The 13,719-nt window shown below is 37.6% G+C and carries 12 protein-coding genes; 3 read left to right on the forward strand and 9 right to left on the reverse strand.

Features of this window, described 5'->3' with window-relative positions; genetic code table 11:
- The first annotated feature begins 87 nt into the window (after positions 1-87).
- Genes EL101_RS08275 through sqr form a run of 3 tightly spaced genes read left to right on the forward strand, consistent with a single transcriptional unit; the run spans position 88 to position 3,730 of the window.
- Complete coding sequence (locus EL101_RS08275) at positions 88-1,155, forward strand: DsrE/DsrF/DrsH-like family protein (RefSeq protein WP_096597870.1); 1,068 nt, start codon at positions 88-90, stop codon at positions 1,153-1,155.
- Between the two features lie 29 nt (positions 1,156-1,184).
- Positions 1,185-2,519 carry a persulfide dioxygenase-sulfurtransferase CstB gene (cstB, locus tag EL101_RS08280; protein WP_096597872.1) on the forward strand — a complete coding sequence of 445 codons (1,335 nt, stop codon included), beginning with the start codon at positions 1,185-1,187 and terminating at the stop codon, positions 2,517-2,519.
- A 17-nt stretch (positions 2,520-2,536) separates the two neighbouring features.
- Positions 2,537-3,730 (forward strand): type II sulfide:quinone oxidoreductase Sqr, encoded by a 1,194-nt coding sequence (sqr, locus tag EL101_RS08285; protein WP_096597874.1) that lies wholly within the window; start codon positions 2,537-2,539, stop codon positions 3,728-3,730.
- Positions 3,731-3,868: 138 nt separating this feature from the next.
- On the opposite strand, the gene EL101_RS08290 is transcribed toward sqr, so the two are convergent.
- From EL101_RS08290 to EL101_RS08330, 9 genes are all read right to left on the reverse strand, one after another.
- Positions 3,869-5,026, reverse strand: coding sequence for a CinA family nicotinamide mononucleotide deamidase-related protein (locus EL101_RS08290; RefSeq protein ID WP_096597876.1), 1,158 nt, complete (start codon positions 5,024-5,026; stop codon positions 3,869-3,871).
- Positions 5,027-5,359: 333 nt separating this feature from the next.
- Positions 5,360-5,947, reverse strand: coding sequence for a CDP-diacylglycerol--glycerol-3-phosphate 3-phosphatidyltransferase (gene pgsA, locus EL101_RS08295; RefSeq protein ID WP_096597878.1), 588 nt, complete (start codon positions 5,945-5,947; stop codon positions 5,360-5,362).
- Between the two features lie 40 nt (positions 5,948-5,987).
- On the reverse strand, positions 5,988-6,383 hold the full coding sequence (locus tag EL101_RS08300) for a helix-turn-helix domain-containing protein (protein WP_096597880.1): 396 nt from the start codon (positions 6,381-6,383) through the stop codon (positions 5,988-5,990).
- A 17-nt stretch (positions 6,384-6,400) separates the two neighbouring features.
- Complete coding sequence (locus EL101_RS08305; protein WP_096540838.1) at positions 6,401-7,246, reverse strand: DUF3388 domain-containing protein; 846 nt, start codon at positions 7,244-7,246, stop codon at positions 6,401-6,403.
- 56 nt (positions 7,247-7,302) lie between these two features.
- Positions 7,303-8,007: an elongation factor P 5-aminopentanone reductase gene (gene ymfI, locus EL101_RS08310; protein WP_096597882.1), complete on the reverse strand. Its 705-nt coding sequence runs from the start codon at positions 8,005-8,007 to the stop codon at positions 7,303-7,305.
- Positions 8,004-9,293, reverse strand: a complete 1,290-nt coding sequence (yfmH, locus tag EL101_RS08315; protein ID WP_096597884.1) for an EF-P 5-aminopentanol modification-associated protein YfmH — start codon at positions 9,291-9,293, stop codon at positions 8,004-8,006. The genes ymfI and yfmH overlap by 4 nt, the downstream gene beginning before the upstream one ends.
- Entirely contained in the window at positions 9,286-10,560 is a 1,275-nt protein-coding gene (yfmF, locus tag EL101_RS08320; RefSeq protein WP_096597886.1) for an EF-P 5-aminopentanol modification-associated protein YfmF, read from the reverse strand. The genes yfmH and yfmF overlap by 8 nt, the downstream gene beginning before the upstream one ends.
- 33 nt (positions 10,561-10,593) lie before the next feature.
- Complete coding sequence (locus EL101_RS08325; RefSeq protein WP_096597888.1) at positions 10,594-11,310, reverse strand: GntR family transcriptional regulator; 717 nt, start codon at positions 11,308-11,310, stop codon at positions 10,594-10,596.
- 5 nt (positions 11,311-11,315) lie between these two features.
- The gene (locus EL101_RS08330) at positions 11,316-13,682 is read right to left on the reverse strand and encodes a DNA translocase FtsK (protein WP_096597890.1); all 2,367 of its coding nucleotides are present in this window, start codon (positions 13,680-13,682) and stop codon (positions 11,316-11,318) included.
- Positions 13,683-13,719 lie beyond the last annotated feature (37 nt).

Here is a 13,719-nt window from a genome sequence, read left to right on the forward strand (position 1 = left end):
CAAATCTGTCAAATACCCACCACCGTATTTGACAAAATATCAATAATGCCTTACTATACCCCTAAAGGTATTTTTTAGGAGGTATTTATGAAGCAGTTTAAAGAAAAGCATATCAATGATTTTAGTAAAAAAGAATTAGAGAAATTAGGTGCACAAGGTCAACTCATTGATGTTAGAACACCAGAAGAATATGAACTTAATCATATAAACGGTGCGACGTTACACCCTGTTGATGAAATTGCATCTTTTAATACGGATAAAAACAAAACATATTATATACACTGTAAAAGTGGTAATAGAAGCGCAAAAGCAAGTGAATATTTAAGTGAACAAGGTTACGACGTTGTTAATTTAGATGGTGGTTTTAAAGCATTTGAAGAAAAATATTTGAACCATGATGCACTAGATGAAAACACCAACGTTGAAATTAAAAATGATCGTAAAAAGTTTAACTACAGTGGTCTTCAGTGCCCAGGACCCATCGTCAATATTAGCAAAGAAGTTAAAGCTATTGATGTCGGTGACCAAATTGAAGTTAAAGTGACTGACTTTGGCTTTCAAAATGACATTAAGAGTTGGGTCAACCAAACTGGCCATACTTTAGTGAGCCTGAAAAAAAGTGAAAATGAAATCAATGCAGTCATTCAAAAAGAAAAACCAAAAGACATGGAAGTGAGCCATTCTGCTAAAGGAACTACAATTGTTCTATTCAGTGGGGAGTTAGATAAAGCAGTGGCAGCAATGATTATTGCGAATGGTGCTAAGGCTGCAGGCAGAGACGTCACAATCTTCTTTACTTTTTGGGGACTTAATGCATTGAAAAAAAACCAATCCGTCCATGTTAAAAAGAAAGGTATCGCAAAAATGTTTGACTTGATGTTGCCAAAAACACCTGTACGTATGCCGCTATCTAAAATGAATATGTTTGGTTTAGGTAATATCATGATGCGTTACGTAATGAAGAAGAAAAATGTGGATTCCTTACCATCACTGATTGACCAAGCCATCGACCAAGATATCAAATTAATTGCTTGTACAATGAGTATGGATGTCATGGGCATTCAAAAAGAAGAGCTCAGAGACGAAGTTGGATACGGTGGTGTAGGAACTTATATTGGTGATACTGAAAAAGCAAGTCACAATTTATTTATCTAATTCAATTAATTAAAAAGGAGTTTTTCACAATGTTTTTTAAACAATTTTATGACAATCATTTATCTCAAGCTTCATATTTAGTCGGCTGTCAACGCACGGGGGAAGCAATCATTATCGATCCTATCCGCGATTTAACGGAATATATTAAAGTTGCTGAAAATGAAGGTTTAACAATTACTCAAGCTACTGAAACGCACATTCACGCTGACTTTGCATCTGGCATTCGTGATGCAGCAAAACGATTAAATGCGGATATTTATGTTTCCGGTGAAGGCGATGAACAATTAGGTTATAAAAATATGCCTGAACAAACACATTTTGTTAAAAATAAGGATGTTATACAAGTCGGTCACGTTAAATTAGAAGTGTTGCATACACCTGGTCATACCCCTGAGAGTATCAGTTTCCTTCTTATTGACGAAGGCGGTGGCTCAAGTGTTCCAATGGGCTTATTTAGTGGTGATTTTATTTTTGTAGGAGATATCGGTAGACCTGATTTACTAGAAAAGTCAGTTCAAATGAAAGGCTCTACAGAAGTTGGTGCAAAACAAATGTATCAATCTATAGAGCGCATTAAAGCATTACCGGATTATATTCAAATTTGGCCGGGCCACGGTGCTGGAAGTCCGTGCGGTAAGTCATTAGGTGCCGTACCGATGTCTACGCTAGGTTATGAAAAAATCAATAACTGGGCATTTAATGAAACTGATGAAAAACAATTTATTGAAACACTAACATCAAATCAACCGGCGCCACCACATCACTTTGCACAAATGAAAAAAATCAATCAATTGGGTATGGACTTGTATCAACCATACAATGTTTACCCTAGTTTAGATCACGAAAGAATCGCATTTGATCTTCGTAGTAAAGAAGCATTTCATGGGGGGCATACAGAAGGAACAATTAATATCCCTTACAACAAAAACTTTATTAACCAAATCGGTTGGTATTTAAATTTTGAAAAAGGTATTGACTTAATTGGAGATAAATCTACAGTTGAGCAAGCCACACAAACTTTACAATTAATTGGCTTTGATCATGTAGAGGGATATCGTTTACCAAACCCAGAGATGACAACACAATCCATTCATAGCGCGGATATGTCTGGTGATGAAGCACATGTATTAGATGTTCGAAATGATGAAGAATGGAAAAATGGTCATTTAGAACAAGCTGTCCACATTCCTCACGGCAAATTGTTAACTGAAAAAATTCCTTTTAATAAAGAGGAAAAAATCTATGTACATTGTCAGTCAGGCGTTAGAAGTGCAATCGCTGTGGGCATATTAGAGCATAAAGGCTTTAAAAATGTTGTAAATGTCAGAGAAGGATATCAAGGTTTTAAAGAATCACTAAAATAATGTAAGGGTGTGAAATAATGACTAAGCATTATCAAATTGTTATTGTAGGTGGCGGCACAGCAGGTATTACAGTAGCAGCAAGGCTATTAAAAAAGAATGAAAATTTAAAAGGAAAAATAGCTATTATTGATCCAGCTGAATATCATTATTATCAACCTCTATGGACATTGGTAGGCGCTGGCGTATCAGATTTGAAAAGCTCTCGTAAAAGTATGGCACATGTCATTCCAAAAGGTGCTCAATGGATTAAAAATGCAGTATCAAGCTTTCAACCTGATCACAACAGTCTAACTTTAGAAGATGACACAGAAGTGAGTTATGCGTATTTAGTGGTCGCTCCAGGGTTACAAATTAATTGGTCTTCTATTAAAGGATTAAAAGAAAATATAGGCAAAAATGGTGTTTGTTCTAACTATTCACCTGACTACGTTAACGAAACTTGGAGACAAATTGCTCATTTGAAACAGGGCAATGCCATATTTACGTATCCCAATACTCCTGTGAAATGTGGAGGCGCTCCGATGAAAATCATGTATTTAGCTGAAGATTATTTCAGAAAACATGATATCCGATCTAGCGTCAATGTCATTTATGAAACACCTAAAGATGCCTTATTTGACGTAGAAAAATATAAAACAGAGTTAGAAAAAATCGTTGAAGAACGAGATATTATAGTGAACTTTAAATATAACCTTGTTGAAATTGATGGAGACAAAAAGGTGGCCTCATTTGAACATATCGACACTGGAGAAAGAAAAACGATAGACTACGAAATGTTACATGTCACGCCACCAATGGGCCCTTTAGATGTCATTAAAGAAAGTGCCCTTTCAGACAACGACGGCTGGGTAGATATTGATCCTACCACATTACAACACAAAAATTACTCAAATGTGTTCTCGCTCGGGGATGCTTCAAATGCACCGACTTCTAAAACAGGAGCAGCGATTCGTAAACAAGCGCCTATTGTTGTCAACAATTTATTACAGGTGATCAATAGCGAGATGCTGACACATCATTATGACGGCTATACTTCTTGCCCTATTGTCACGGGTTATAATAAATTAATTCTCGCTGAGTTTGATTATAACAAAAAACCGAAAGAAACGATGCCTTTTAACCAAGCTAAAGAACGCCGAAGCATGTATGTATTTAAAAAAGATTTATTACCGAAAATGTACTGGCATGGTATGTTAAAAGGCCGAATGTAAACAAATACTCAAAAAATTTATAAAATAAATCGGGGCTGAAACATCAAACTCAGCCCCTTTTTAATTTAATAGTCTGAAATGTATGACTAAAAAATATTCATAGTAGCAACTTCTGTCTAAATTAAGTTCATATTTTTATCATTTACTTATGGACTCTCTTAACCAATTCAACCATGTGATGAGAATATAATTTTGACTTCTGTCGCGTTGTAAATGTTTCATTTGCGCCATTTTAAACGTTTTAACTTGGAATGTATCGCCTGTTAATAATCCAATAAAAACTGTGTTGTTTTGAGAAAGTATACTTACGGCCTGTTCGCTATCATAAAGTGATTGAACAAATTGCGTCGCTGTATAGAGCTGATTTTCTATCGTATCTGAAGCATCTAAAAAGGGGTCATGATGCAACATGTAGCCTTTTAGTAAATGTTGTGTGTCGTTTTGCTTTAAACGTGCATGGAGCAACCCTTCTGTCACTTGATCATAGATAGCAAACGTTTGATCTTGCAACTGAAGGACCGCTTGTTCAGGCGTCATGTCATCCGAACCATAGTAATACCAACCCAGTCGTTTTAATATTTCTTCTTTAATGGGCGCAATTAAATTTCGTGTCACTTCAGAATTTTCACCACTTGCTGTGAGACGAATCGTTACTTCATGTGTGCCCGCTAAAGGAGCGATTGTTGGGTTAGACTGGGCATCAATCAAGTCCATCAGTTCAGTTTCGACTTGTGACTCACCAATACCACAAAAGCGTAAAACTTCTGATTCAATGGTTTGATCTCCTTGAAAGAAGTACGGCATCAACTTATTGACGACCATGGGCTGAAGTTCTTTAGGTGGACCTGGTAACATCACGATATGTTTATGCTCATGCTGAACATAAATACCTGGTGCCATGCCGACTTCATTCGCCAAAACTTCGGCCCCTTCAATAACTAATGCTTGTTGTCGATTATTCGGTGTCATCACTTTATCGTGTTGTTTGAAATAATCTTCTATATCATCCATTGCGCTTTGATTGATGACAAGGTCTTTATTCAACACTTCTGCCACAGTTTGCTTCGTTAAATCATCTTTTGTTGGACCCAGTCCCCCTGTCAAAACGAGCACATCATATTGTCGCAAAGCACGTCTTGTCACATTTTCAAGTCGTTGTGCATTATCCCCAACTACAATATGTTCGAGCACATGATGACCCGCTTCGTTAAATTTTTGCGACACAAATTGTGCATTCGTATTGACAATTTGTCCAAGTAGTAATTCTGATCCAACAGCGATAATACATACTTTCATATGATCTTCCTCCATCTCAAATTCGTGTTGATTAAAGTCGTCATTATATTTTATTGTAGCTTACATTGCTATTTTACAAAAAAGAATCACTCAAACAAATGAATCACCTTTATCATTCTACTAAAACATGGTGGAATACGAAAAACCAAATAAAAAAAGACTAGGGTCCACACCCCAGTCAACCTTGGTCGCTTGTTCGAAATTACAAAAGATTGAAACAGCGTCATTTAAACTCAACTTTGCACAAAATGAATCGTTTTAATATACGTCATTTCTTAAACATATGCACATTGACCTCATTGCCATCAATCTCAAATTGCAAAACAGACGGGCTTATGCATTTTTATCTTGTAAAAATACGTCGCGACCTTTATAAAAGTACTCAATGCCAGAAAGTACAGTGAAAAATACACCCACATATAATAAAACTTGTCCTAAACTGAAACCCATCCACTGACTGAAAGGTTCCCCTAATAAAATTAAAATCAAAGCAATCATTGTCACTGCAGTTTTAATTTTACCTAATTGCCCCGCCGCACTAACAAAACCTTGTTCAATTTGTAGTAAACGTAATCCTGTGACTGCAAATTCACGTGCGATAATAATGACAGCTACTACTGAATTTGTTAAACCGAGTTCAACGAGTACAATCAGCGCAGCGGAGACAAGCAGTTTGTCTGCCAGCGGATCTAAAAATTTTCCCATGTTCGTGACGATTTGCCATTTCCGCGCTAAATAACCGTCTAAAAAATCACTAAATGACGCCAAAATAAATATGATGCCACTGATTAGAAATTCAATTCGAATCGGCTGTCCTCCCAAGAATGTCACTTGTCCCATTCCAAAATCTACAAGCGCAAATAACATAAAGATAGGGATTAAAATAACGCGAAAGACGGTAATCTGATTCGGTATATTCATTATTGTTCCTCTTTTCACTAATCTGTATCTCTTATTATCATTATAACATAAGGGTCATCAGCACCCAAAGTACCGCTGTAACACCTGTTAATAAACCTATTAAAATCGCTATTTTCCTTGGCTGTTGATCTAATTGTTGGAAGGTTAATACCTCTTTTTGTTGAGCGATTTGTTCTAAAATTATATGCGCTTGTCGTTGCACTGCCGGTAGTTCTTCATGATGTTTTTCTATAAGCAAACGTCCGTCAATATTGACTGATTGTGCATATTTTTGGATAAACCCTCGAATGTAATTGGGATGCTTAAATTGATCAAACCGGTTTTGTTCAATATCTATGAGTGTCTCTCGTTGAATCTGCGTTCTTTTTTCTAATTCAGTTAACGTCATCCCTAAACGTTCTCTTTTACTTTGTAATACTTCTCCAATAGTCCGCAAGTGTCATCCCTCCATCATTACAATGAACCGAATCCATCGCCAAAGCCATCACCAAAACCGCCAAAAGCATCCCCAAAATCTAAATTGTTTTTACTTCGCACGGTTTTCTTCTTCATCTCTTCATATTCAATTTCTTGATTCTCTTCGGCACGCAATTCAATAATATAATCAAAGTCATCCATGATATAATCACTTGCTTCAACAAACAAGTCTGGATGCTCTACCACTTTAACAGACGGCAAGGTCATAACCTCTTTTACAAGTTCCTGATGTTTCGGATTCGTTTCTCTTGCTGTCACTGCACCATCGATAATGTACACATGATCTTTATCATATTCACCTTTAATTAAAGAACTACGCACCGTTTGTTTAATCAGTGTCGAACTGATAAACAACCATTTTTTATGCGCTGAAACACTACCCGCAACGATAGATTCTGTTTTACCGACACGTGGCATGCCTCGAATACCGATCAATTTATGTCCTTCTTCTTTAAATAGCTCTGCCATAAAGTCGACGAGTAACCCTAAATCATCTCTTTCAAAACGGAATATTTTTTTATCGTGTTCGTCTTGTTTTACATAGCGTCCGTGTCTTACTGCAAGTCTATCTTTCAGTTCAGGTTCTCGTAACACTCTTAACGAAATGTCATCAATTTCTTTTAACAATGTCTCAAAACGTTTAATTTTTTCTTCGCTATCCGATTTAATAATAAAGGCACGAATGGACTGATCAATACCGTTAATCGTTCCAATATTAATGCCCATCATCCCTAACAAACTCGAAACGTCACCTAATAACCCTGCACGATTCACATTAATTTGATATTCTAAGTACCATTCGCGTTTTTCTCGTGTAATCATCAAAATCCCCCTTAATGTCAACAGTGGCTTTTATCTTTAATCCCCATTATATCAAACTAGCAATACCAACCACCATTAATACGTTGAACAGTACCGGTTACACTTTGCGACAATGGCGATATCAAAAAGCGTGTAACATGTGCTATTTCATTCGGGTCAACCCAACGATTTTGAGGCAATTCCTCTAACAATGCTACACGTGCTTCGTGATCGAGCGCATCCGTCATTGAACCCGCGACGACACCAGGAGCAATCGCATTGACGGTCACTGATGTACGGGCTAATTCTTTGGCCAATGATTTCACAAAACCAATTTGTGCCGCTTTCATACTCGAATAAACCGTCTCAAAGCTAGCACCCGTTTCACCCCAAATGGACGAAATCGCTACAATTCTGCCATGCGGACTTTGAATGAGTTGGTTAACAAAATATTGTGTCATTTTAATGAAATGAAAAACGTGTACTTGATAAGCTTCATGAATATCCGTATCTGTCATATCTTGGAGCATCCCAAATAAACTATGACCACTCGCATATATGAGAGCATCTAAATTGCGCACAAAACTTAATTTTTCCTCGAGATTAACAGGTTGAGACAAATCCAGTTGCACAAATTGCACAGGTTGCCCTTGAAATTCATCCATCAAAGTTGCTAACGGGGTTTGATGGTATGTCACAATCACTTCATAACCATTTGAAAGAAGGTCATGCGTGATTGCACGACCTATTGTTCCAGAACCACCGATGACGATTGCTTTCATGGCGTTTTAATCTCCAAACGACTATCGACAAGTGCATTCATATCGATACGACGGCGAACTGTTTCATTCATTGTATCTAACGTAATACTATCGATCACATTCAATAATTCAAACAAACTTACGCCATCAAAATAAAACTTTGTGGATTGATTCGCGATATATTCTGGTGCATTTAAACTCGAGATATATTCACCAATAAATTGACGTTTTAACAAATCGAACGTATGCTGATCATCTAAAGTACCGATTCGTGCACGTAATTCGTCTAATAGTAATATTTTTAACTGTTCAGGTTCTGTCGTAGCTGATGTAATTAATGAAAAGCTGTATGTCGGCTCAATGACTGTTTGATAACTGAACGTATCGTCAATTAAATCTTGGCTCAATAATGACTGATAAAAATTCGTCTCTTCACCATAGATCATCTCAAAGAAAAATGACATTTCGATATCTTCTTTGACACCTTGATGGCGTGACACATCATAGACCGGATGTTTCAAACCGAGCATGATTCTTGGTGATTGAAGGGCCATCGCTTCAACGACTTGATGTTCAATCACTTCAGTAGATTCATTGAGTGGATCGCGTTCAATCTTTGGTTGTGCCACGATTCCGCGTGCATCTTCATGTGTACGCACTAAATTTTCAATATGCTCTGGATCGACATCACCAACGACAAAAAGCACCATATTAGAAGGATGATAAAATGTTTCATAACATAAATATAAATCGTCTTTCGTAATTTCATAAATGCTCTCAACTGACCCTGCAATATCAACACGTACAGGATGTTCTTGATACATCGCACGTAACGTATTAAACATCAAACGGTATCCCGGTTGCTCTTGATACATTTTAATTTCTTCTGCAATAATGCCTTTTTCTTTTTCGACTGATGCCTCAGAAAAGTATGGTGACTCTACCATTTTCAATAAACGTAGAATGTTGTCATCGATATGGTTTGTAGCGCTAAATAAATAACTCGTACGGTCAAAACTTGTAAATGCGTTTACTTGTGCATCATGTTCTGCAAATTCTGTAAATAAGTCGCCTTCTTCTTTTTCAAACAGCTTATGCTCTAAGAAATGGGCAACACCATCTGGGACAGAAACGAATTCATCTGCGTCGTGTGGTTTAAAACGATGGTCTAATGAACCAAACTGCGTCGTGTATGTCACAAACGTTTTTTGAAAATCCTTCTTTGGAATAATGAACAGATTCAAGCCATTCGCCAAAGTAGCATGATAGACCGTTTCATCAATTTGTTGATAGTATGTTTCATTCATCCGTATCATCCTCCTTTGTCAAAATATAAATTGTATCGAGATGCGCATTTTGACAGAGACGTTGAATGTCTTCGTGTTTAACGGCTTGTATACGCGCTTCATATTGGTCATCCGTTTCTGGGACTTCAAGCAACAATTGGTTATGCATCATTTCAATCATATTTTTCGGACGGTCTTTTGATTCCTTACGTCCTGATAAAATGATCTTCTTCGCTAATGCCATTTTGTCCTCTGTAAAGTCACCTGATTTGAAACGGTTAAATGCCTCGATAATCGTTTCTTTAGCTAATTGGTAATCTTTAGCTGAAACCCCACTCATAACGAATAGGAAACCATTTTTACCATCAATTTGTGAATGAATCGAGTAAGCGAGACTCTTTTGTTCTCGGACTTCATTGAATAACACTGATGAAGGATCTCCACCAAACATCATATTGAACACGAGAAATGCATAAAAATCTTTTTCACCATATTGGGTAGGAAAACGAAAACCCATGTTTAATTTCGCTTGATCGATATTGTCTTGTTCTATCACTTCATTAACTGATGCATCGTGCTGGATATGTTGACCGAATTGTGTCGTTTCATATGTAAAAGGTTGAATATTAAATTCTGTTTGTATATGTTGAATTGTCGCTTCTTCCTCAACATTGCCTACCACGTATACTGAACAGTAGTCATTATCTAACATCGAACGATATGTATCATATAAGTCTGTCGCTGTAATGCTATCAATTTCATCAAGGTCGCCTGCTGCCATATAACGGTAAGGATGTTCACCAAACATATGCTTAAGTAAACGTAAATATGCAATTTGTGATTTATTATCTTCAATCGCTGTCAGTTTTTTCTTCAATAAACTTTTCTCTTGTGCGACAAACGTTTCATCAAAGGCGCCGTTTTTAACAAGTGGATTAAGAATGACCTCTTTTAATAATGCCATCCCTTTGTCAAATAATGGTTCATCATCTAACAAATAACGTTCATTCACAATTTCAAGTGTAACAGTGATGACGTGGCGGTCTTTGTACTTCGACACGTAACTATTGACATAAGCACCATACAATTCAGAGAGATATTGATTGAATGCTTTATCTGTCGGAAATTGTTGTGTGGCACGGACGAGTAATTTACTTAACAAAGAACGTTGCGTCATCGTCTTTTTATCTAATGGAGCCATAAATTTAAATGTCATCGTCGTCGTTTTAAATTTGTTCGTGGATAAAACGGATATACGTTGATCCGGGTGTTCTTGAAGTTGTTTCATGCAACTCCTCCTTTAACAATTGTTTTAATATCTTTATAGACGTTTTCGAATTGTCCGAAACTTTACTAAGCTACTTTTAAAATAATTTAAAGAATAGAGTATCGGCGTGCCGTCTTCTGTGTAGTGGACTTGTCTCAATAACATGAGCCCGTCTTGTGGGTCTGCTTCTAGTGCGTCTGAAATATAAGGTTCATAACTAATCGCTTCCATTTCAGTTTCAGCATAAGCAATCGTTTGATGACTTTCAGCTTCAATTGCTTTTAAAATAGACGTTTGTTGATTATGCGTCCCAAAATGAGATAGTACGTTGGTCGTAACTTTATCTAAACAATAGACAACAGGTTGACTATTTGCAGTGCGGATACGTTCAATCACTGTAATGGTCGAATTCGGTTCTAACTGCATCACTTTACAGTCGTCGAGAGAAGCGATTTCTTCATCAAGACTTAAAAATACCGTTCCACTTTCATACCCTTTATCAGAAATCATCCGGCCAATGCTCATCAATTCGTCTAAAGGATAGAAAAAGGGTTGCGGAATTTTAACACGTGCGCCTTCTTCAAAATTTTGTGTAATAATTTGTTCAGTCACCAGTTCATGAATCGCCACTTGGACATTGTCTGTAGTAACATTGAGTTGACGCGCAATGGTCAATAAACCTGGTAATGATTCACCAGGTTTAATGTTTTTGGCCTCTATTTCTTTAAGAATCCATTCTTTTACAATATTAACGTCGGGATTTACGGACATATGGGTTACACCTCTCCATCATTTAAATCAACTAAAATCTGTCTCGGTTTACTGCCTTTTTGCGGGCCAATCACTTGATTACGTTCTAAATCATCCATAATTCTTGATGCACGATTATAACCAATTCTAAACTGGCGTTGAAGCAAAGACGTACTTGCTTTTTGTTGTTCAAGGACGAATAAATAAGCCTCGTTATAGAGTGGATCATCACTTTCACTATCTGTACTGCCTTCAGTTACAGCATCGGGTTCCATCTCTTTCACATAATTGGCCTTTTGTTGTGCCACGACGTAATCGACAATCGTTTGTACCTCTTGGTCACTTAAAAAGGCACCTTGGACACGTGTTCTCGTCGAACCGCCATTTTTAATGAAGAGCATATCTCCTTTACCTAGCAGTTTCTCAGCACCACCACTATCAATGATTGTACGAGAGTCTGTTTGCGAACTCACCGCAAATGCGATACGAGATGGGATATTGTTCTTAATCAAGCCGGTAATGACGTCGACTGACGGACGTTGTGTTGCGATAATCAAATGAATCCCTGCAGCACGTGCCATTTGTGTAATACGTGTAATGGCCGTTTCAACATCTTTACCTGCCACCATCATTAAGTCAGCTAACTCATCGACTATGACCACAATATAAGGTAATAACGCCTCTTTTTCTCCAAGCTCTTTATTTTTTCGCGTAATAAAGTCATTATAACCTTCGATATTTCGCGTCCCAGAATGTTGGAATAAATCGTAACGTCTTTCCATTTCTGCCACAACTTTTTCAAGTGCTTGTGCAGCTTTGTGTGGATTGGTAACGACTGGTGTTAATAAATGCGGAATACCGTTGTACACATTTAATTCTACCATTTTAGGGTCGATCATCATGAGCTTAACTTCATGTGGCTTAGCATTCAACAAAATACTCGTAATGATACCGTTAATACAAACCGACTTACCACTCCCTGTCGAACCTGCGACTAATAAATGCGGCATTTTATTCAGTTCTGCCGTAATCGGTTCACCTGAAATGTCTCGCCCTAATGCCACTTCTAATTTATTTTTAGCTGGGAATTTTTCATCCAATACTTCTTTTAACGTGACAATGGCAACCTTTTGATTCGGCACCTCAATTCCTACAGCCGATTTACCTGGAATAGGCGCTTCAATCCGAATATCTTGAGCTGCAAGTGCAAGTGCAATATCGTTATGCAAGTTGACAATACGGCTTACTTTAACCCCTTGTGCAGGTTGAACTTCATATTGTGTGACTGCTGGTCCGATTTTAATTTGGGTCACTTTCGCATCCACACCAAAATTTTTCATTGTCGTTTCGAGTAATTTCCCTTTGCGTTGAACTTCCGCTTTAGAGGTCGTTTGTTGATGTTTTGGTTCATTCAATAACGTCAATGGCGGGATTTTATATTGTTGATTTTCTGCTGCTCCAGCTTCAGCGATACTGCCTACTGATTCATCGGTTTCTATATCCCCCCTCTGATCACTTGACGCCGCTTGATTACGCTGAGGTATATCAGGTTGAGGGGGTGGCGTTGGCCGTGTTTGCATTGCTTGACTTTGTTTTTCCACTTCCGCTGATTGATGACCAAAAATTGGAATCGATGGATAATCAGTCGGTTCATCTTCTGGAAGGTTGACTTCAAGAAAGTCTGACACATCTTTCGGTTCTGCTTCACGTTGTTGTTCACGTGCCAATCTCTTCTGTTCTTTTTTCTCTTTTCTGGACATTCGGCGTTCAGATTGGTGTGTCTTTACCTTTTCATAAGATGCGGCTGTAGAATGTTTAAACTGTTCTAACCATATTTTGGCCACATCACGATGGCGCTTTTTCAGTAATAAAATACCACTAGAAATAAGTAACACCAGTGTAAGTAAGACGACACCAGCTAGTGAGACGAGTGGGAGTAAGAGATGTACCAAATAAAACCCGAATAAGCCTCCCCCAAATTGCATATGTTCAGTCGCATCATAACTTTGAAAGACGTAAGTTAAAACAGGCTCACGTTTTGCTCTCGCACCACCTGTTGCCATAAAGTATATTTGTGCAACAAACAAGAGCGCAACTTGTAAGACGATAGAACCCGTCAATCGTCGCGTTTTAGGTAATTTGCCATTATATGCGATAAAACCAATCGCTAATAAGAGTAAAAAGTATGTAAGATAACGTGTTAAACCAAATAAGTAATTTAAAAAGCTATCAATGGCAATTCCAACGAGGCCGAGTTGAAACACGCCTAACATGATGACAATCACCATCACAATAGCGAGTATAAATCGAATAGGCGTATCGTTTTGTTTCTTTTTCGAAGTACGCTTTCTGTTGCGCGTCGTTTGGGATTTCCTTTTCTTGGTTTGCGCCATGCTTCGTCACCTTCTACTTTCTAAAAATAATGTCATC

The organism is Staphylococcus delphini (assembly GCF_900636325.1).
Classification (GTDB): Bacteria; Bacillota; Bacilli; order Staphylococcales; family Staphylococcaceae; genus Staphylococcus; species Staphylococcus delphini.